This is a genomic window from Streptomyces sp. NPDC092370 (assembly GCF_044755265.1).
Classification (GTDB): domain Bacteria; phylum Actinomycetota; class Actinomycetes; order Streptomycetales; family Streptomycetaceae; genus Streptomyces.
Map to the genome: position 1 here is coordinate 284,063 of NZ_JBIVQO010000001.1, position 18,452 is coordinate 302,514.

Annotated in this window: 17 protein-coding genes and 2 pseudogenes; 8 read left to right on the plus strand and 11 right to left on the minus strand. The window is 71.8% G+C overall.

The annotated features are described in order from the left end of the window. The first annotated feature begins 28 nt into the window (after nucleotides 1-28). On the plus strand, nucleotides 29-1,465 hold the full coding sequence (locus tag ACIQHQ_RS01280) for a S28 family serine protease (RefSeq protein WP_402608899.1): 1,437 nt from the start codon (nucleotides 29-31) through the stop codon (nucleotides 1,463-1,465). Between the two features lie 27 nt (nucleotides 1,466-1,492). Here the strand turns inward: ACIQHQ_RS01280 and ACIQHQ_RS01285 are convergent, their stop codons facing one another. The 3 genes from ACIQHQ_RS01285 to ACIQHQ_RS01295 all read right to left on the minus strand — a co-directional run bounded on the left by ACIQHQ_RS01285 (nucleotide 1,493) and on the right by ACIQHQ_RS01295 (nucleotide 5,349). Continuing rightward, complete coding sequence (locus tag ACIQHQ_RS01285; RefSeq protein ID WP_402608901.1) at nucleotides 1,493-2,149, minus strand: hypothetical protein; 657 nt, start codon at nucleotides 2,147-2,149, stop codon at nucleotides 1,493-1,495. A gap of 112 nt (nucleotides 2,150-2,261) precedes the next feature. Beyond that, nucleotides 2,262-4,097 (minus strand): glycoside hydrolase family 3 N-terminal domain-containing protein, encoded by a 1,836-nt coding sequence (locus tag ACIQHQ_RS01290; protein WP_402608903.1) that lies wholly within the window; start codon nucleotides 4,095-4,097, stop codon nucleotides 2,262-2,264. Nucleotides 4,098-4,431: 334 nt separating this feature from the next. Next, nucleotides 4,432-5,349, minus strand: coding sequence for a LysR family transcriptional regulator (locus tag ACIQHQ_RS01295; RefSeq protein ID WP_402608905.1), 918 nt, complete (start codon nucleotides 5,347-5,349; stop codon nucleotides 4,432-4,434). A 90-nt stretch (nucleotides 5,350-5,439) separates the two neighbouring features. On the opposite strand from ACIQHQ_RS01295, the pseudogene ACIQHQ_RS01300 reads away from it, so the two are divergent. Further along, a pseudogene (locus ACIQHQ_RS01300) lies at nucleotides 5,440-6,346 on the plus strand (EamA family transporter). 470 nt (nucleotides 6,347-6,816) lie between these two features. On the opposite strand, the gene ACIQHQ_RS01305 reads toward ACIQHQ_RS01300, so the two are convergent. From ACIQHQ_RS01305 to ACIQHQ_RS01315, 3 genes are read right to left on the minus strand one after another with little or no spacing between them, the layout of a single operon-like run. Further along, complete coding sequence (locus ACIQHQ_RS01305) at nucleotides 6,817-7,614, minus strand: sugar phosphate isomerase/epimerase family protein (RefSeq protein WP_402610591.1); 798 nt, start codon at nucleotides 7,612-7,614, stop codon at nucleotides 6,817-6,819. 32 nt (nucleotides 7,615-7,646) lie between these two features. Further along, nucleotides 7,647-8,798 carry a dihydrodipicolinate synthase family protein gene (locus tag ACIQHQ_RS01310; protein ID WP_402608907.1) on the minus strand — a complete coding sequence of 384 codons (1,152 nt, stop codon included), beginning with the start codon at nucleotides 8,796-8,798 and terminating at the stop codon, nucleotides 7,647-7,649. After that, nucleotides 8,795-9,946, minus strand: a complete 1,152-nt coding sequence (locus ACIQHQ_RS01315) for a Gfo/Idh/MocA family protein (protein ID WP_402608909.1) — start codon at nucleotides 9,944-9,946, stop codon at nucleotides 8,795-8,797. Before ACIQHQ_RS01315 ends, ACIQHQ_RS01310 begins: the two co-directional genes overlap by 4 nt. A gap of 331 nt (nucleotides 9,947-10,277) precedes the next feature. Between ACIQHQ_RS01315 and ACIQHQ_RS01320 the strand changes: the two genes are divergently transcribed. Continuing rightward, entirely contained in the window at nucleotides 10,278-11,327 is a 1,050-nt protein-coding gene (locus ACIQHQ_RS01320) for a LacI family DNA-binding transcriptional regulator (protein WP_402608911.1), read from the plus strand. 203 nt (nucleotides 11,328-11,530) lie between these two features. Here the strand turns inward: ACIQHQ_RS01320 and ACIQHQ_RS01325 are convergent, their stop codons facing one another. Continuing rightward, a complete protein-coding gene (locus ACIQHQ_RS01325) occupies nucleotides 11,531-12,103 on the minus strand; it encodes a dihydrofolate reductase family protein (RefSeq protein WP_402608913.1) in 573 nt (190 codons plus the stop codon). 228 nt (nucleotides 12,104-12,331) lie between these two features. Between ACIQHQ_RS01325 and ACIQHQ_RS01330 the strand changes: the two genes are divergently transcribed. The 3 genes and pseudogenes from ACIQHQ_RS01330 to ACIQHQ_RS01340 form a co-directional block, all read left to right on the plus strand. After that, nucleotides 12,332-13,297 (plus strand): GNAT family N-acetyltransferase, encoded by a 966-nt coding sequence (locus tag ACIQHQ_RS01330; protein WP_402608915.1) that lies wholly within the window; start codon nucleotides 12,332-12,334, stop codon nucleotides 13,295-13,297. Between the two features lie 11 nt (nucleotides 13,298-13,308). Further along, on the plus strand, nucleotides 13,309-14,112 hold the full coding sequence (locus ACIQHQ_RS01335; protein ID WP_402608917.1) for a sugar phosphate isomerase/epimerase family protein: 804 nt from the start codon (nucleotides 13,309-13,311) through the stop codon (nucleotides 14,110-14,112). Between the two features lie 155 nt (nucleotides 14,113-14,267). Beyond that, nucleotides 14,268-14,482, plus strand: a pseudogene (locus ACIQHQ_RS01340) (IS5/IS1182 family transposase); the annotation flags it as partial. A 113-nt stretch (nucleotides 14,483-14,595) separates the two neighbouring features. Here ACIQHQ_RS01340 and ACIQHQ_RS01345 read toward each other — a convergent pair. Together ACIQHQ_RS01345 and ACIQHQ_RS01350 are read right to left on the minus strand one after the other, a co-directional pair. Beyond that, the gene (locus ACIQHQ_RS01345; RefSeq protein WP_402608919.1) at nucleotides 14,596-14,796 is read right to left on the minus strand and encodes a DUF397 domain-containing protein; all 201 of its coding nucleotides are present in this window, start codon (nucleotides 14,794-14,796) and stop codon (nucleotides 14,596-14,598) included. Further along, a complete protein-coding gene (locus tag ACIQHQ_RS01350) occupies nucleotides 14,783-15,607 on the minus strand; it encodes a Scr1 family TA system antitoxin-like transcriptional regulator (RefSeq protein WP_402610592.1) in 825 nt (274 codons plus the stop codon). Before ACIQHQ_RS01350 ends, ACIQHQ_RS01345 begins: the two co-directional genes overlap by 14 nt. 329 nt (nucleotides 15,608-15,936) lie before the next feature. On the opposite strand from ACIQHQ_RS01350, the gene ACIQHQ_RS01355 reads away from it, so the two are divergent. Next, nucleotides 15,937-16,245, plus strand: coding sequence for a hypothetical protein (locus ACIQHQ_RS01355; protein ID WP_402608921.1), 309 nt, complete (start codon nucleotides 15,937-15,939; stop codon nucleotides 16,243-16,245). A gap of 10 nt (nucleotides 16,246-16,255) precedes the next feature. Here the strand turns inward: ACIQHQ_RS01355 and ACIQHQ_RS01360 are convergent, their stop codons facing one another. Beyond that, nucleotides 16,256-16,849, minus strand: coding sequence for a CGNR zinc finger domain-containing protein (locus ACIQHQ_RS01360; RefSeq protein ID WP_402608923.1), 594 nt, complete (start codon nucleotides 16,847-16,849; stop codon nucleotides 16,256-16,258). Nucleotides 16,850-16,935: 86 nt separating this feature from the next. Between ACIQHQ_RS01360 and ACIQHQ_RS01365 the strand changes: the two genes are divergently transcribed. Then, nucleotides 16,936-17,736, plus strand: a complete 801-nt coding sequence (locus ACIQHQ_RS01365) for an MBL fold metallo-hydrolase (protein WP_402608925.1) — start codon at nucleotides 16,936-16,938, stop codon at nucleotides 17,734-17,736. Between the two features lie 7 nt (nucleotides 17,737-17,743). On the opposite strand, the gene ACIQHQ_RS01370 is transcribed toward ACIQHQ_RS01365, so the two are convergent. Further along, a complete protein-coding gene (locus ACIQHQ_RS01370) occupies nucleotides 17,744-18,391 on the minus strand; it encodes a dihydrofolate reductase family protein (protein ID WP_402608927.1) in 648 nt (215 codons plus the stop codon). Nucleotides 18,392-18,452: the final 61 nt, after the last annotated feature.

The window sequence follows — 18,452 nt, forward strand, 5'->3', positions numbered from 1 at the left end:
CGCACATCTGTCTCACAGGGGAGTGCGCATGCGCAAGGCGCTCAGATGGCTGCTGGCGCTCACGGTGCTCATAGGCACACTGGGCACGACGGGAGCGGCCACCGCCGCCGACGTCGCCGGCACCGACAGCACCACCGACATCAAGGAGAGACTGCTCTCCATACCGGGCATGAGCCTGGTCGAGGAGAAGCCGTACACCGGCTACCGCTTCTTCGTCCTGAACTACACGCAGCCGGTCGACCACCGAAAGCCCTCGAAGGGCACGTTCCAGCAGCGCATCACCATGCTGCACAAGGACGTCTCGCGCCCGACGGTGTTCTTCACCAGCGGCTACAACGTCTCCACGACGCCCCGCCGCAGCGAGCCCACCCAGATCGTGGACGGCAACCAGGTCTCCCTGGAGTACCGCTTCTTCACCCCCTCCCGGCCCGCCCCGGCCGACTGGTCCAAGCTGGACATCTGGCAGGCGGCCAGCGACCAGCACCGCGTCTTCACGGCCCTGAAGGGCATCTACGGCAAGAAGTGGATCTCCACGGGCGGCTCGAAGGGCGGCATGACCGCCACCTACTACGAGCGCTTCTACCCGCGTGACATGGACGGTGTCGTCGCCTATGTCGCCCCCAACGACGTGGTGAACAAGGAGGACTCCGCCTACGACCGCTTCTTCGCGCGCGTCGGCACCGAGGAGTGCCGTGCCCGGCTGAACGGCGTGCAGCGCGAGGCGCTGGTGCGCCGCGAGCCGCTGGAGAAGAAGTACGCGGCCTACGCGCAGGACAACGGCCTCACCTTCAACACCATCGGCAGCCTGGACAAGGCCTTCGAGGCGACCGTCCTCGACTACGTGTGGGGCTTCTGGCAGTACAGCCTGCTCAAGGACTGCGACCAGATCCCGGCCGACGCGAAGAACGCCACCGACGACGAGATCTGGACCTCCGTCGACACGATCTCCGGCTTCTCCGCCTACGCCGACCAGGGCCTGACGACCTACACGCCGTACTACTACCAGGCCGGCACGCAGCTCGGCGCGCCGACCATCCGCTTCCCGCACATCGAGAAGCAGTACATCCGCTACGGCTACCAGCCGCCGCGCAACTTCGTCCCCCGGGACATCCCCATGAAGTTCCAGCCGTCGGCGATGCGCGACGTGGACACCTGGGTCCGCCACAACGCCCGGCACATGCTGTTCGTCAACGGTCAGAACGACCCGTGGAGCGCGGAGCCCTTCCGCCTCGGCAAGGGCGCCGAGGACTCCTACGTCATGACCGCCCCCGGCATGAACCACGGCGCCAACGTCGCGGGCCTCGTGCCCGAGCAGAAGGCCCTGGCCACCGCCCGCATCCTCGACTGGGCCGGTGTCGCCACCAGCTCGGTGCAGGCGGACCCGCAGGCGGCCAAGCCGCTGGCGAAGTTCGACGCCAAGCTCGACAAGCGGGACACCCAGCGTGAGATGACGCTGCGTCCGTAAGGCACCCAGCCGTCGCGCCCGGCCGTCTCACAACGGCCGGGCGCACCCCACGGGCCGGTCGCCGCCGAGCCGGACGTACAGCGCGGTCGAGCCGGGACAGTCGGACCGCTCGGCGACCGCCCGGGTCACTTCGAACTGGGGCCGCTGCTCGCCCGTGCCGTCGCAGGTGGTCTCACGGACCTGCCCGTCGCCCGAGCTGTAGACGCAGTCGCCGACGATCGTGCGGGGTCCGCCCCCGCCGCCCGGGTCGCCGGGGTGCGGCGGCTGGAGGTTGCGCATGCAGGCGTAGCCCCGCGGCACCGCCCCGTCGCCGTCCTCGTCGAACGCGGGCCGCTGTTCGCTGATGTGGAGCACGAAATCGGTGGCCGACGGGCAGCGCGGCCCGTCCCGCACCGTGCCGTCGTGCCGCGCCACGACCCGGGCCGCCGCCCGCTCACCGGCACACGGCACCTCGGTGAAGCTCGTCGTGCCGAAGGAACTGCACTCGCCGACCGCGAGGAACACCGCCCCGTACCCGGACGGCCGGGTCGGCGCCGGCGACACCGTGGCGGTCCTCCCGGTCCCCGCCTCGCTCAGCCGGCCGTCCTCGGCCACGCCTCCCGACGGGCTCTGGCAGCCGGTCAGCAGTGCGCCGAGCAGTACCAGCAGCCCGCCGACCACCCCCACGCCACTTCTCTCACGCATCGCCGTCCCCCCGAGTGTGCCCGCCCAGCGTGACCCGCCGTAGCGGCGCACGCCAGGCACATGGGACGGTTTGCGCACCTTGGGGGTGGTGCGCCCGGTCCGTGGCGTACGTCTAGTACGACAGCCCGTAGCCGATGGGGTACAGCACCTGCTCCGGATCATCCGCCCGCCGCACCGCCACCGGCAGCGTCCCGCGCGGTTTCACCCGCCCCGCGATCACCCGTGCGGCGGCCCGCAGTTCGACGTCGGTCCAGGAGTAGGCGGCCAGGACGGCCGGCACGGACGGCAGCCGGGCCACGTCGTACGGGTTGCGGATCGCCACCGCCACGACCGGCCTCCCCGTCGCCACGAGCTGCTCCACCAGCGTCTTCTGGCTGCTGCTCGCCGTGACGTTGTACGTGGCCACCACCACCGCGTCCGCGTCCCGCGCCGCCGCGACCGCCTTCGTGATGGCTGCCGCGGACGGGGCGGTGCCGGTGGACAGGGCGGTGGCGGTGAAACCCAGTTCGCCCAGCGCGCCCGCGAGCACGCCGGTGGGCGGCCCCGTCGTGCCCGACGGCGAGGCCGGATCCGCCCCGGCCACCAGCACCTTGGGGTACCGGCGCCGCGACAGGGGCAGCAGCCGCCGCTCGTTGACGAGCAGCGTGGTCGTCCGCTCGGCGATCCGGTCGGCCGCAGCGCGATGTGCCCGGCTCCCGACGACCCGGTCCACACCCCCATGACCGACGTACGGCGAACGGAGGAGCCCCAGTCGCGTCTTCAGCCGCAGCACCCGCAGGATCGATTCGTCGAGCCGGGCCTCGGTGAGCTCACCCTCGCGCACGGCCGTCAGCACGGCGTTCCAGGCGAGGTCGAGGTCGGGCGGGTTGAGCAGCTGGTCCACGCCCGCCTTCAGCGCGAGCACCGGCACCCGGGCGTCGCCGTACTTGCTCCGCACGCCCTCCATGCCGAGGGAGTCGGTGACCACGACCCCGTCGTAGCCGAGCCGTTCGCGCAGGATTCCGGTGAGGATCGGACGGGAGAGGGTGGCCGGGTCGCCGGAGGCGTCGAGGGCCGGGACCATCAGGTGCGCGGTCATGATCGAGTCGATGCCGGCGGCGATCGCCGCCCGGAACGGCGGTGCGTCCAGCTTCTCCCACAGCTCCCGGCTGTGGGTGATGGTGGGGAAGCCGGTGTGGCTGTCGACGTCGGTGTCCCCGTGCCCGGGGAAGTGCTTGGCGGTCGCGGCGACACCGGACCCCTGGTACCCGGCGACCTCGGCGGCCACCAGCGCGGACACCGCCCGCGGGTCGGCGCCGAAGGACCGCACGCCGATGACCGGGTTGGCCGGGTTGACGTTCACGTCGGCCACGGGGGAGTAGTTCTGCCGGATCCCCATCGCCCGCAGCTCGGCGCCGGCGATCCGGCCGAGCGCGCGGGCGTCGGACCGCGACCCGCCCGCCCCGAGCGCCATGGCCCCCGGCAAGAGCGTCGCCGGCTTGCCCACCCGGGCGACGATCCCGTGCTCCTGGTCGGTGGAGATGAGCACGGGCAGCCCGCGCGGCAGCTCCAGGGAGGCCTTCTGGATGCCGTTGGACAGATCGGCGATCTGGTGCGGCTCACGGGTGTTGTGCGCCCAGGTGAAGTAGATGATGCCGCCGACCCGGTACTTCGCCACCAGCTCGGCGGCCGTGCGGACCCCGATCTCCTTGAGGTTGGCGTCGATGTCGGCCTGGTCGGGGGCGGTGGCGGAGTGGCCGTAGACCCGCATCACGAAGAGCTGGCCGACCTTCTCCGGAAGCGTCATGCGGGAGATGAGGGCGCGCAGCCGGCTGTCGTCCTGGGCCGCCGCTGCATGCGCGGGCCCGGGGGCCGCGAGGGCGGCGGTGACGCCGGCCGTGGCGGCCAGGACGGTGCGTCTGGAGGGTGGGGCGGTGTTTCCCGTGCTTCCCGTGCCGGTGTCGTGCACGTGCGCTCCTTCCGGAGGTGATCCGCTCGTGGATCCGCTGAAGGAAACTTCCAAGAGGTCACCAATATCCGGGAAGTTTCTGCCGGTCAAGGGGACGCGCGCCGACCGCACGGGGGGCCGCCATCGGCGCGGTTGGAGGGGGGCGCGCCGATGGCGACGGTGCCGCCGGCCGCGGTACGGCGGAGAGGGTGGTCAGCGATCGCAGCCAGTGGCGAGGGCCGACACCGCACCGCGGTGACTCTCCGGCGGTCTGCCCTTGGACGGGGACGGTCCGCCCCGGGTTCCCCACTCGGCCCGGATTTCCGCAAGTCGGTACGCAGGGTGCGGCAAGGGCTCAACGGGGCGGATGAGCCGCCACTTCCGGCCACTGCTCACCGAGTACCCGTACGGTTTCCGCGATGGCCGGACGCCGGGCCGCCCCCGTCCGCCACAGTGCGAACAGCCGCCGCACCGGCATCGGGTCGAGCGGCACCTCCACCACCCCGGCGGGCAGCGGCCCGCGCCCCAGCCGGGGGATGAGTGCGACGCCGAGCCCGGCCGCGACGAGGGCCACGAGGGTGGGGTTCTCGTCCGCCTGGTGGACGATGTCCGGCTCGTGCCCGGCCGTGCGCAGCGTCCGCAGCAGCCAGTCGTGGCAGACCCGCCCCGGCGGCTGGCAGATCCACCGCTCGCCGCCCAGTTCCTCCCGCCGCACGGCGGCCCGCCCGGCGAAGGGATGCCCCTCGGGGACGAGCAGATCGCACAGGTCGTCCCCGATGACCGCCTGCTCCAGGCCCGGCGGCGCGGGCAGCGGCGCGATGTCCCAGTCGTGCGCGACGGCGAGGTCGACGGCGCCCTTCGCCACCAGATCGACCGACAGGTGCGGGTCGACCTCCGAGAGCCGGGCGTCCAGGGCGGGATGCCGGCGGCCCAGCTCGGCCAGCACGCCCGGCATCAGCCCACGTGCCGCCGACGCGAACGCGGCGACCGTCAGCCGCCCGGCCGGCCGGCCCCGCCGCTCTTCCAGCTCGGTCTCCGCACGCTCCACGATGGCCAGCAACTCCTGGGCAGCAACGACCAATTGCCGGGCCTCGTCGGTGAGTCGCACGCCGCGCCCCTCCCGCTCCAGCAGAACGGTCCGGGTCTCGCGCTCCAGCTTGGCGATCTGCTGCGACACCGCGGAGGGCGTGTACCCGAGGGCGAGTGCGGCGGCGCCGACGGTGCCGTGCACGGAGACGGCGTGCAGGGCGCGCAGCCGCTGGAGGTCGAGCACGGGGTGCCCCTCTCTGCTCAGTGATGCTTCATCCAACCATGCAGCAATCATCACTGGTGCTTCATGGTCGTGGGGCGCGATGCTCACCGCATGCGCCCGTCACACCACGCTCTCGCCGTCCTGGTCGCCGCCGTCTGGGGCGTCAACTTCACGGTCGTGGAGATCGGCCTGGACCACTTCCCGCCGCTGCTCTTCTCCGCCCTGCGCTTCCTGGCGGCGGCGCTCCCGGCGGTGTTCCTCGTGGGCCGCCCCAAGGTGGCGTGGACGTGGATCCTGGCGGTCGGCCTGGTCCTCGGGGTGGCGAAGTTCGGCCTCCTCTTCGGGCCTGTCCTCCCTGGTCCTGCAGATCCAGGCGGTGTTCACGGCGGCGATCGCGGCTCTCACGCTCGGGGAACGGCCGTCCCGCGTCCGCCTGCTGGGCATGTTGGTCGCCCTGGCCGGCATCGCCGTGGCGGCCGTGGACGAGGGCACCTCGGGCCCCCTCGGCGCGTTCGCCCTCGTGGTCGGGGCGGCGGCCTGCTGGGGCGCGTCGAACGTCCTCACACGCACGGCGGCTCCGCCCGACGCGCTGAACTTCATGGTCTGGGTCAGCGCCGTCCCGGTCCTCCCACTGCTGGCCCTCTCCCTCCTCATCGAGGGCCCCTCGCGCGACCTGGCCGCCCTGCACGCCCTGGACTGGCAGGGCGCGGGCACGGTCGTCTACGTCGCCTGGATCACCACGGTCTTCGGCTTCGGCGCGTGGGGCTTCCTCCTGCGCCACCACCCCGCCTCCACGGTGGCGCCGTTCTCGCTCCTCGTCCCGGTCTTCGGCATGTCCTCGGCGTTCCTGTTCCTCGGCGAGCCGGTGAGCCCGCTGCGGTGGTGCGCGGCGGCGCTGCTGGTGGGCGGAGTGGCGCTGACGTCCCTGGCACCGCGCCGCGCCGCGCCCGCGCCGGTCCCGGATCTGACGGCCTCCGCCGGGACGCGCCGTGCGGACCCGCTCCCTGTGGCCGAGTGAACACCGCGCCGCGCCGCACCCGCGCCGGTCCCGGATCTGACGGCCCCTGCCGGGACGCGCCGTGCCGCCCCGCTCCCTGTCGCCGAGTGAACACCGCGCCGCGCCACGCCCGCGCCGGTCCCGGATCTGACGGCCCCTGCCGGGACGGGCCGTGCGGACCCGTTCCCTGTCGCCGAGTGAACACCGCGCCGCGCCGCGCAGCCCGGACCGGGCCGGGGACTCGAACAGGGCACCGTCGGCAGGCGGAGCGGTCGCCGGACTCGGCCGTGTTCACGAGGAAGTCGGCCATGGCTGCTCTCCGCGTCGCGAAGCGAGGGGAAGAGAGAGCACCGCGACCGGCCGAGTCCGTGAGAAAAGCGTGCCAGTCCCGGCAGGCGGGTGCATCCGGGGCGGGCACGGGCGGCCCCGACGCGCCGCCGCCCCGCCCCCGGGTACGGGGAGCAGGGCGGCGAGCGTGGTCCGGGACGAGGTCACCCGGTGTGCTCGGCGAACCTCGCAGCCGTCTCGGCCAGGACCTCCTGGCCGTCCCGCGCCCAGAGGCCGTCGTTGAACAGCTCCACCTCGATGGCGCCGGTGTAGCCGGCCGCCTCCACGTGGCCCTGCCACTCCCGCATGTCGATCGACCCGTCGCCGATCTGGCCGCGGCCGGTGAGGACGCCCTCCGGGAGGGGGGTCGTCCAGTCGGCGAGCTGGAAGGTGTGGATGCGCCCGCCCGCGCCCGCCCGGGCGATCTGCGCGGGGGCGGTGTCGTCCCACCAGATGTGGTACGTGTCGACGGTGACGCCGACCTGGTTGGCCGGGAAGCGCTCGGCGAGGTCCAAGGCCTGCGCCAGGGTCGACACCACGCAGCGGTCCGAGGCGTACATGGGGTGCAGCGGCTCGATGGCCAGGCGCACGCCGTGCCGCTCGGCGTAGGGGCCCAGCTCCGACAGGGCGTCCGCGATGCGCTCACGGGCTCCGTGCAGGTCCTTGGAGCCCGCGGGCAGACCACCCGAGACCAGGACCAGGGTGTCCGTGCCCAGCGTCGCCGCCTCGTCGATCGCGCGGCGGTTGTCGGCCAGGGCCTGTGCCCGCTCCCGGGGGTCGATCGCCGTGAAGAAGCCGCCCCGGCACAACGTGGTCACCGTCAGGCCGGCGTCGCGCACCAGCTTGGCCGTGGCCTCCAGTCCGTACGTCCGCACCGGCTCGCGCCAGAGCCCCACGTTGCGGATGCCCAGCCGGGCGCAGCCGTCCACCAGTTCCGGCAACGACAGCTGCTTCACCGTCATCTGGTTGACGGAGAAGCGTTCCAGCGACCCGCTCACTGGTCCACCCCGTACACGCTCAGCAGCGTCTTCATCCGTTCCTCCGCCAGCTTCGGGTCGGGGAACAGCCCCAGAGAGTCGGCCAGCTCGTACGCCGTCGCGAGGTGCGGCAGCGAGCGGGCCGACTGCAGACCGCCGACCATCGTGAAGTGCGACTGGTGGCCCGCCAGCCAGGCCAGGAAGACCACGCCCGTCTTGTAGAAGCGGGTCGGAGTCTGGAACAGGTGCCGGGAGAGCCCGACGGTGGGGTCCAGCAGCTCGCGGAAGCCCCGCACGTCGCCCGTGTCCAGGACCCGGACCGCCTGAGCCGCCAGCGGTCCCAGCGGGTCGAAGATGCCGAGCAGCGCGTGGCTGAAGCCCTGCTCGTCGCCCGCGATCAGCTCGGGGTAGTTGAAGTCGTCGCCCGTGTAGCAGCGCACGCCCTTCGGGAGCCGGCGGCGGATGTCGATCTCGCGCCGGGCGTCCAGCAGGGAGACCTTGATGCCGTCGACCTTGTCGGGGTGGGCGGCGATGACCTCCAGGAAGGTGTCCGTCGCCGCGTCCAGGTCGGACGAACCCCAGTAGCCCTCCAGGGCCGGGTCGAACATCGGGCCCAGCCAGTGCAGGATCACCGGTTCGGCCGACTGGCGCAGCAGGTGGCCGTAGACCTCCAGGTACTCCTCGGGTCCGGAGGCGGCCGCCGCGAGCGCCCGGGACGCCATCAGGATGGCCTGCGCGCCGGACTCCTCGACGAGGGCGAGTTGCTCCTCGTAGGCCGCGCGGACCTCCGCCGCCGAACCGGAGGCGATCTGGTCGGTGCCCACGCCGCAGGCGATGCGGCCGCCGACCGCCTTGGCCTCGGCCGCCGACCTGCGGATCAGCTCCGCCGCGCCCGCCCAGTCCAGGCCCATGCCGCGCTGGGCGGTGTCCATGGCCTCGGCGACCCCCAGCCCGTGTGACCACAGGTGGCGGCGGAAGGCGAGGGTGGCGTCCCAGTCGACCGCGGCGGGCGAGTCGGGGGAGACGTCCGCGAACGGGTCGGCGACGACGTGCGCCGCCGAGAAGACGGTGCGGGAGGTGAACGGCGTGCCGGGGGTCACGGCCAGGGGCTCCGTGCGCGGCTCGTAGGTCCGCGACGTCCCGTCGCCGCCGGGGAGTCGGATGGTCACAGCGCGATCTCCGGTACGTCGAGGCGGCGGCCCTCGGCCGAGGAGCGCAGGCCCAGCTCGGCGAGCTGCACACCGCGGGCACCGGCCAGCAGGTCCCAGTGGTAGGGGGCGTCGGCGTAGACGTGCCGCAGGAACAGCTCCCACTGGGCCTTGAAGCCGTTGTCGAACTCGGTGTTGTCCGGGACCTCCTGCCACTGGTCGCGGAAGACCTCCGTGGCGGGGATGTCCGGGTTCCAGACCGGCTTGGGGGTGGCGCTGCGGTGCTGGACACGGCAGTTGCGCAGACCCGCGACCGCGGAGCCCTCCGTGCCGTCGACCTGGAACTCGACCAGCTCGTCGCGGTTGACGCGCACGGCCCAGGAGGAGTTGATCTGGGCGATCGCGCCGCCCTCCAGCTCGAAGATGCCGTAGGCGGCGTCGTCGGCCGTCGCGTCGTAGGGCTTGTCGTTCTCGTCCCAGCGCTGCGGGATGTGCGTGGCGGTGAGCGCCTGGACGGACTTCACCCGGCCGAACAGCTCGTGCAGCACGTACTCCCAGTGCGGGAACATGTCGACGACGATGCCGCCGCCGTCCTCGGCCCGGTAGTTCCAGGACGGACGCTGGGCGGTCTGCCAGTCGCCCTCGAAGACCCAGTAGCCGAACTCGCCGCGCACGGAGAGGATCCGGCCGAAGAAGCCGCCGTCGATGAGGCGCTTCAGCTTCAGCAGGCCCGGAAGGAAGAGCTTGTCCTGGACGACGCCGTGCTTGATGCCGGCCTCGTTCGCCAGCCGGGCGAGGTCCAGGGCGCCGTCGAGGCCGGTGGCGGTCGGCTTCTCGGTGTAGAGGTGCTTGCCGGCCGCGATGGCCTTCTTCAGCGCCTCCTCGCGGGCTGAGGTGACCTGGGCGTCGAAGTAGATGTCCACCGTCTCGTCGGCGAGGACCGCGTCCACGTCCGTCGACCAGTGCTCCAGCCCGTGCTGGTCGGCCAGCGCCTTCAGCGCGTGCTCACGGCGTCCGACCAGGATCGGCTCGGGCCACAGCACGGTGCCGTCGCCGAGGTCGAGCCCGCCCTGTTCGCGCAGGGCGAGGATGGAGCGGACCAGGTGCTGGCGGTAGCCCATGCGCCCGGTCACGCCGTTCATGGCGATACGCACCGTCTTGCGTGTCACGTCGTTCCCTTCGTACGCGGTCGTCGCGCCGCGTACGCCCCACCCTTCACGGGCGGCCCGGTGAAGGCCGTGGACTGGTGAACGTCACAGCAAGCGCTTTCTATTCACGGAGAAGCTAGCCTCTGAACGGCGGTCCGGACAAGACCGTGACCAGGACGAGTTGTTCGAGGGGGCGAACAACCCGGGGTCGGGGGCTTAAGGTCTGCTCGGAGCCATGGCCATGGGTTCGTCGGAGCAGAGGCGGTCGACCTGCTGCTCCGTTCGGAACCATGGCCAGTGGTCTGGGTGTGTACGAGGGCGGAGACGAGATGCGCGACCGGAGGACGACGAGATGACGGTGACCCTGGCGGACGTGGCGGCCCGCGCGCAGGTCTCGCCCGCGACGGTGTCGCGCGTGCTGAACGGGAACTACCCCGTGGCGGCCTCCACCCGCGAGCGGGTGCTGAAGGCCGTGGACGAGCTGGACTACGTGCTCAACGGGCCCGCGAGCGCCCTGGCCGCCGCAACCTCCGACCTGGTCGGAATCCTGGTGAACGACATCGCCGACCCCTTCTTCGGGATCATGGCGAGCGCGATCCAGGCCGAGATCGGCGGGCCGGGCGGCCGTGCGGGCGGGGAGAGACTCGCGGTGGTCTGCAACACGGGCGGCTCCCCCGAGCGGGAGCTGACCTATCTCACGCTGCTGCAACGGCAGCGCGCCGCGGCCGTGGTGCTGACCGGCGGAGCGATCGAGGACGCCGCGCACCAGGCGGCCATGGACGCCAAGGTGCGGAAGCTGGGGGAGGCCGGGACGCGGGTCGTGCTGTGCGGACGGCCGCCGGCGCCCGACACCGGGGCCATCGCGCTGACCTTCGACAACCGTGGCGGCGGGCAGGAGCTGACCGAGCACCTCATCGGGCTCGGGCACCGGCGGCTCGGCTACATCGCCGGCCCCGAGGAGCGGACCACCACGAGGCACCGGCTCGAAGGCCACCGGGCCGCGCTGACCGCGCACGGGATCGAGGAGGACCCCCGCTGGACGGTGCACGGCCGCTACGACCGGCGGTCCGGCTACGAGGCGACACTGGAATTGCTGCGGCGCGACCCGTCGCTGACGGCGGTCGTCGCGGCGAACGACTCCGTCGCGCTGGGGGCGTGCGCCGCCCTGCGCGACTCGGGCCTGCGGATCCCGCAGGACGTGTCGGTGGCGGGCTTCGACGATCTGCCGTTCAGCATCGACGCCGTGCCGTCGCTGACGACGGTGCGGCTGCCCTTGGCGGAGGCGGGGGCCCGGGCCGGACGGATCGCCATGGGCCGTGAGGAGGCACCGCCCGGGGGGATCGCTTCGGTACGGGGGGAGTTGATGGTGCGGGGATCCTCCGGGGTGCCGCGCACTTCTTAGCGGCCGGGGCCCGCAGGCGGGGGCGGTGGGGGCCCTGTCGACCTCATGTCCCTGCGCCCCCGCTTCGGCCCGAACGTCTCGTTCTCAGGTGATCCGGCGTCCACCGGGCGGGCCCTCCGACGAGTGTCACGTCCGGGAACGCCACGGGCGGACGAGTGCGGGGCCTCAGCGAACGCGACCGGGGGACGAGCGCGGGGCCTTCGTCAGCGAACGACGTCGAAGACGTTCTTCTGCAGCCCGTTGGCATAGGCCTCGTGCTCGACGAGCCGCAGCTTCTGGGTGTCCTTGTCCGTGGCGCTGAAGAGCCGCTTGCCCGCCCCGAGCAGGAGCGGAAAGACGAGCAGGTGGTAGCGGTCGATCAGGCCGGCGTCGGAAAGGGCCTGGTTCAGAGAGGCGCTGCCGTGGACGATGATCGGGCCGCCCTCGGTCTGCTTCAGCGCGGCGACGTCGTCGAGCGAGCGCAGGATCGTCGTCTCACCCCAGTTCGGCACCAGGTCGTCCTCGGTGAGGGTGGTGGAGACGACGTACTTCGGCATCACCTTGTAGTCGGCGAAATCCTCCATGGCGGGCCACACCGGACTGAACGCCTCATAGCTGGTGCGGCCCATCATCATCGCGGTGGCCTCCTTCTGCTCCCGGCCCTTGATCTCGAAGGCCTCGGGAAGGAACTCGACGTCCTTGAAGGTCCACCCGGAGTTCCGGTAACCGGGCTCGCCGCCCGGGGCCTCCATGACGCCGTCGAGCGAGATGAAAGCGGTGCTGATCAGGGTACGCATCCTGGGTTCCTCGGTATCTCGTGTCGGGTTCTCTGCGGATTCCGTCGGTGCACGCTTCCACACCACTCGCGGCCGCGACGCACGAACACCCTCTCCGACTGCCGAACGCGGAGAAACTCATCGGCCGTCGCCTCTCCGCATCATCTCGTCCTGGTCCCAGGCGCCCTGGACGTCTAGGCTCGACCCGCAGACATCCCTGACCGAGTCAAGGATCGGAGGTCGCCGACCATGACCGTCCAGGACATCCGCTCCTTCAACCGCTTCTACACGAACGTCATCGGCGCCCTCGACCACGGCCGCCGGCTGTACGCCCCCTACACCCTCACCGAGTCCCGCGTCCTCTACGAGCTGGCGCACGCACCCCGTACGGATGCCGCCGACCTGCGGGCCCGGCTGCACCTGGATGCCGGGTACCTGACCCGCATCCTGAACAGGTTCGAGGAAGACGGCCTCGTCGAGCGCCGCCCCTCCGAGACGGACCCGCGCCGCCGTCGCGTCACACTCACCGCGTCCGGCCGGCAGGCCGCCGCACTGCTCGACGAACGGGCCCGGGAGTCCGTCGGCGCGATGCTGGACACGGTCCGCCCAGAGGACCGGCCGCGGCTGGCCGAGGCCATGCGGACCGTCCGGACGATCCTGGGCGACGGCCGAGCCCCGCGCCCCGAGGACGTCGTCCTGCGTGAGCCCGCCCCCGGCGACCTCGGCTGGATCGTTCAGCGCAACGCCGCGCTGTACGCAGCCGAGTACGGCTGGAACGCCGACTACGAGGGCCTGGTCGCGCGGATCGTGGCCGACTACGCCGAGCACCGCGACCCGCACCTGGAGCGCACCTGGATCGCCGAGCTGGACGGCCGCCCGGTCGGCTGCGTGATGTGCGTGCGGGGCGACGCGCCCGCCACCGCCCGCCTGCGGCTGCTGCTCGTCGAGCCGGACGCGCGCGGCCTCGGCATCGGCGACCGCCTGGTCGGCACCGTCGTCGACTTCGCCCGCGAGGCCGGCTACCGCGAGGTCGTCCTGTGGACCAACGACGTCCTCAGCGCGGCCCGCCGCATCTACCAGCGCCACGGTTTCGTGCTGGTCGCGGAAAAAGCCCACCGTTCCTTCGGGAAGGATCTGACCGGCCAGGACTGGCGACTGGATCTTCACGCAACACCCGGGGGCCGAAGGGGAGTCGCAGGCGGGGGTGCCGGGTAGATTCCGTCCACATGAAGCTGGCGTTCTCCACTCTCGGTGTCCCTGGCCTGCCCCTGACCGACGTCCTGCGGCTCGCAACCACGCACGGCTACCACGGCGTGGAGCTGCGCACCCACCCCGAGGAACCGGTCCACACCGGCCTCGGTCCGGCCGAACGGGCGGACGTCGCAGCCGAGTTCAAGGGGGCGGGCGTAGAGCTCCTCTGTCTGGCGGGGTACGCACGGGTCGCCGCGCCGGGCGACGACGAGCCCGTCCTGGCCGAGATCCGCGCCCTCCTCGACCTGGCCCACGACCTGGGAGCCCCGTACGTGCGGGTCTTCCCCGGCGGCGACCTCGACGTCCAGACCCCCGAAGAGGCCGACGCGACGGCCGCCCGCCGCCTGGGCACGGCCGCCGAACACGCCAATGACCTGGGCGTGCGCATCCTCCTCGAAACCCACGACTCGCACCGCACCGCCGCCGACGCGATGCGGATCCTGGGCCTCGTCGGCCACCGTCAGGTCGGCGCCCTCTGGGACGTCATGCACACCTGGCTCGGCGGCGAACAGCCCTCCGACACCTATGCGGCACTCTCCCCCCACCTCGGCTACGTCCAGGTCAAGGACATCGCCTCCCCCGACGACACCACCCCCCTGCCCCTCGGCGCGGGGGTCCTCCCGCTGGCCGAATGCGTCGAGGTCCTCTCCCGCCACGGCTGGGACGGCTGGCTCTGCTGGGAGTACGAGAAGCGCTGGTACGAGCAGGTGGCGCCCCTGCCCGACCTCCTCAAGCCAGGGCGTGAGCACCTGAGCAGGCTGCTGAACGACTCGGCGTGACGCGTCAGCCCGGAGGGAGCGGGCGGCCCCCCGGTGGCCAGGACCGTCAGCGGTGCATCCGCCGAGCAGCATGACCGCGGACCGTGACGTGCGGTCCAGGACGACGCCCCCGAGGGGCGCGCCGGTCGAGACGGTCGCCTGGAAAGAGGCGGTGCCGGCGCTTCGCCCGGTGGAGCCGGGCCGGAGTGTGGGCCAGGCTCCACCGCGTCATCCACGACGAACCCGGTGCTCGCGGTGGGCCGGACCGGTCGCGGTGTGCCATCGACTCGGTCAGCGTAAGGGCGACGAGAAGGGGCCACTGACCGGACCGAATCCGACCGGCCGCGGCAAGAACGGACCGAAGATCCACCTGCTCGTGGACCGCAACGGACCGCTCCTGTGACGCGTGGCTCGTGGGGTACCCGGTTGAGCAGACCGGTGGGCGGTGGACATGTGGACGAGAGGGCTGCCTTCGGCCTGGCTCCGCCCAAGTCGGCCACCGTCTCAGCCCCTGATGTGCCCGTCCTTGACGGCGGTGACGAACGCCGTCCAGCCGCTTCGTGAGAAGACCAGGGCGGGGCCGTGGGCGGTCTTGCTGTCCCGCACCGGGACGCGGGGGTGGCCGGGGGCGACTTCGAGGCACTCAGCTTGACTACCGCCGCTGTAGCTGGATTTGAACCACCCGGTGTACTCATTGCTGATCATGCGTGTGATCCTCTGCTGCCGATCTGACGAGGGCCAGTGACTCCTGCTGCGACAACGCCTCGCTCAGAGCCAGAGCGTAAGCGGTCTGGCAGGACCTCACCAGCGCCGGATCGTCCATCAGACGTCCCGTCTCGAACGCGTCGACGTATGCCACCGGGGCGGAGTCCTCAAAGCTCATCAGGGTGAGCAGGCTCTCCATCAGTGGATGAGCACCGACGCGGTACGGAAGCACGTGCAGCCGGATCCGTCGCGACCCGGCCAAGTCCGCGATCTTGTGCAGTTGTTCCGCCATGACCTGCGAACCTCCCACAGCGCGTCGCAGCACGGCCTCGTCGAGAAGCGTCCAGACGACCGGAGCCGACGGTCCGTCAAGGATTCGGGCACGCTGTGTTCGGATGACAACCTGCCTGTCAAGTTCCTGGTCTGTGGTGGTCGGGCGGTAAGCCGCGAACACGGCCCGGGCGTAGTCGGGCGTCTGAAGCAGGCCGGGGACCAATGCGAGCGCGAACTGCTGGATCAGCGTTGCCTGTCGCTCCAGTTCGACGGTCGCAGCGAAGCGGGGGTCGTACTTGTTCTCCAGATCGCCCAGCCACCGCGCGAAGAACCCGTCCGTCCCCAGCGCTCGGTCGATGCGCTGCGCGTCATCCGGCTTGGGAAGGCGCCTTCCCGCCTCGAAGTGGCTGATCAACGTGGGCGAGCACACGACCTGATCCCCGAGTTCCTCCTGGGTGAGGCGTGCCGCGTTCCGCCGGAGCCTCAGCTCTTCCCCGTACTTCTCCCGCAGTGTTCGAGGCGTACGACGTTCGTCCATCAGCCAACTCCCCTTCTTGACAAGCGCGATGTCAAGCTCCACCCCCTGGCAGGGTAGCGAGCGCCGACCCCACGCTGTGAGTGATTCAGTACAGAACGCAGTCACCGCAGGTGAGAAGGCAGGCAGACAGACGTGGTCAACCTCATCGTCCAACTCCTCGAACCGTTCCTCCGCTTCCTCTTCCCTCCCCGCGGCAGGCGTCGGCGATCGCCGGCATCGCCCTTGCGGCCGTACAGGTGCCCGGCGGCCCGCTGCCGTCCCGAAGAGCGTCCGCTCCGGGGAGAGGACAACCGACTGGTGCGTCCCTATCTGATCGCGGAGGCGAACGCATGACCGGCGAAGCGCGCGACCCCGCGGTGGCCGGGAGGCTGTTGCCCTGGACCGGTGCCGATGGCGGACCGTGCTACCTGGTGGGCGACGGAACCGGCTATGTCTCACGGCTCGCGGACGAGATCGAGGACGTGCAGATCGACATGGCGGACCGACTGCTCGGGCACGCCGCCGAGCTCCTCGCGGAACGCCGGGTGGCGAGCGCGGAGCTGCACTACTTGGCCCGGCGGCTCAGCGAGTCGCTACGGGACGTCAGAAGGATCGCGGAGAGCAGAGGAGGGCGGCTCGCCCATCGGCCGCGGCCCTGACCGGACGGTGTCAGCGCTGCTCGGTGCGGCGCGCGTACGCCCTGGCCGCACGGGCGCGGTCGCCGCAGCGGGTGGAGCACCAGTGGCGGCGGCCGTGGCGGAGCAGGAAGCGGCTGCAGGGCGGGGAGCCGCAGGCGGTGAGGCGCTCGGCCTCGGGTGAGGTGAGCAGGTCGGCGGCGTCGGCGGCGAGCGTGGCCAGGGCGAGGTCGACGATCGCGGTGGTGGGGTGGGGGGCGGTGCGGTAGGGGCCGGTGGTGTCGTCCCACCGCAGCAGCGGGGCCGTGGGGACCCTGGTCATCGCGTCATTGATGGCCGACACCGCCGCAGGCAGGGCGGGCACGCCGTCGGTGCGGGCGGCGAACAACGACCTGATCTGTTCGCGCAGCGACCGCAGCTGGGCCGCGCACATCTCCCGCATGCCGGCGTCGACCGGGGCGAGGCCGCGCTCGGTCAGCCAGTCGTTGGCCTGCGCAGGGCTGCCCACCAGATCGAGGGTGCGCCCGCCGGGCAGCGCGATCGCCGAGTTGGCGAGGGCCAGCGAGGGGTGTTCCTCCTCGCCCTGCGCGGGCGGCGGGGCGGGCTGTTCGGTCACGGGCTCCTGCATGTTTCTCATGGTACGGCTTGCTCATACCCGTGAGAAGCGGCTACGGTCGTCTCACGGTTCAACCGCGTCTATCCGTGAGGTGTCGTATGTCCTCCCTTCCTGTGACGACCGACTTCCCCGTCCGTGTCTTCGGCGGCCCGACCGCCTTCTTCGAGTACGGCGGCCTGGGCTTCCTGACCGACCCGACCTTCGACGCCCCCGGCGACTACGGCCGCCCCCAAGGGCCGCTCCTGACCAAGACCGCGCCCGCCGCCGGCAGCCCCGCCGACCTCGGCCGTGTCGACGTGGTCCTGCTCTCCCACGACGAGCACGCCGACAATCTCGACACCTCCGGCCGGGCTCTGCTCGCCGGAATACCCCTGACGCTGACCACGCCCGGCGGCGGTGAGCGCTTGCGCGAGAGCCTCGGCGGCAAGGTCCGGGGCCTTGCCGACTGGGAGTCCGTCGAACTGGACCGCCCCGACGGTGGCACGGTCACCGTGACCGGCGTCCCCGCCCTGCACGGGCCCGGCCCCCGCGAGCAGGTCGAACCGCTCACCGGCCAGGTCGTCGGCTTCGTCCTGACCGGCGAGGGCCTGCCCACCGTCTACGTCAGCGGCGACAACGCCTCGCTCGACGCCGTCCGCGAGATCGCCGACCGCTTCGCCCCCGTCGACACGGCCGTGCTCTTCGCCGGCGCCCCCCGCTTCCCCGTCCTCTTCGACAACCGGGTCGTCGTCCTGGACAGCGCCATGGCCGCCGAGGCCGCGCGGCTCCTCGGCGCCCGCCGCGTGGTGCCCGTCCACTACGACAGCTGGGCCCACTTCACCGAGGGCCGCGACGAGCTGGCGGCCGCCTTCACGGCCGCCGGGCTCGCCGACCTCCTGGACTGGGGCAAGGACGCCTGATCTGCCGTCACCTGCGCCAGAACAGGTGATGCACCACCCCGCTCGGGCTCGGTACGACATCACAGTGGAAGCGGTCGAACAGTTCCTCGGGGGACTCCCACAGCCGTGAGCCGGACCCGAGCACCACGTCGGGCGAGACCGCCACGTGCAGCGTGTCGACGAGATCGGCGTCCAGGAACTGCCGGATGGTCGTCGCCCCTCCGCCGAGCCGGACGTCCTTGCCCCCGGCCGCCTTCCGCGCCTGGGCGAGGACCTCGGCCGGATCCCCGCCGACGAAGTGGAACGTCGTGTCGGACAGGGTGAACGAGGGGCGCTCGTGGTGGGTCATGACGAACACCGGCGTATGGAACGGGGGCTCGTCGCCCCACCAGCCCTGCCACGCGTGGTCCTGCCAGGGGCCGCGCTGCGGACCGAATTTGTTGCGGCCCATGATCTCGGCGCCGATGTTGTGGTGGAAGTCGCGCGTCAGATAGTCGTCGAGGCCGCGAGTGCCCCCGGGGTCGGTGCGGTTCGGCCAGCTCGCCGTGGCCCCGGCCCACGCGAACATCGTGCCGGGATCGGCATGGCCGAACGGCCGCTCAAGGCTCTGGCCCTCACCGGCACCGAATCCGTCACTCGAGACGTTGAAATTCTGCACGCGCAGCAGCTGGGACACGGCGCTCCTCCTGTGGTCGACGGGAGGAAGACCGTCCGGGCCGGCGAAACTCATCGGCACC

Bases quoted from the DNA above. Each gene is read 5' to 3' on its own strand.
- ACIQHQ_RS01280 (WP_402608899.1), top strand. From the start codon at position 29: ATGCGCAAGGCGCTCAGATGGCTGCTGGCGCTCACGGTGCTCATAGGC.
- ACIQHQ_RS01285 (WP_402608901.1), bottom strand. From the start codon at position 2,149: ATGCGTGAGAGAAGTGGCGTGGGGGTGGTCGGCGGGCTGCTGGTACTG.
- ACIQHQ_RS01305 (WP_402610591.1), bottom strand. From the start codon at position 7,614: ATGACGGTGAAGCAGCTGTCGTTGCCGGAACTGGTGGACGGCTGCGCC.
- ACIQHQ_RS01320 (WP_402608911.1), top strand. From the start codon at position 10,278: ATGACGGTGACCCTGGCGGACGTGGCGGCCCGCGCGCAGGTCTCGCCC.
- ACIQHQ_RS01325 (WP_402608913.1), bottom strand. From the start codon at position 12,103: ATGCGTACCCTGATCAGCACCGCTTTCATCTCGCTCGACGGCGTCATG.
- ACIQHQ_RS01330 (WP_402608915.1), top strand. From the start codon at position 12,332: ATGACCGTCCAGGACATCCGCTCCTTCAACCGCTTCTACACGAACGTC.
- ACIQHQ_RS01335 (WP_402608917.1), top strand. From the start codon at position 13,309: ATGAAGCTGGCGTTCTCCACTCTCGGTGTCCCTGGCCTGCCCCTGACC.
- ACIQHQ_RS01345 (WP_402608919.1), bottom strand. From the start codon at position 14,796: ATGATCAGCAATGAGTACACCGGGTGGTTCAAATCCAGCTACAGCGGC.
- ACIQHQ_RS01350 (WP_402610592.1), bottom strand. From the start codon at position 15,607: ATGGACGAACGTCGTACGCCTCGAACACTGCGGGAGAAGTACGGGGAA.
- ACIQHQ_RS01355 (WP_402608921.1), top strand. From the start codon at position 15,937: ATGACCGGCGAAGCGCGCGACCCCGCGGTGGCCGGGAGGCTGTTGCCC.
- ACIQHQ_RS01360 (WP_402608923.1), bottom strand. From the start codon at position 16,849: ATGCAGGAGCCCGTGACCGAACAGCCCGCCCCGCCGCCCGCGCAGGGC.
- ACIQHQ_RS01365 (WP_402608925.1), top strand. From the start codon at position 16,936: ATGTCCTCCCTTCCTGTGACGACCGACTTCCCCGTCCGTGTCTTCGGC.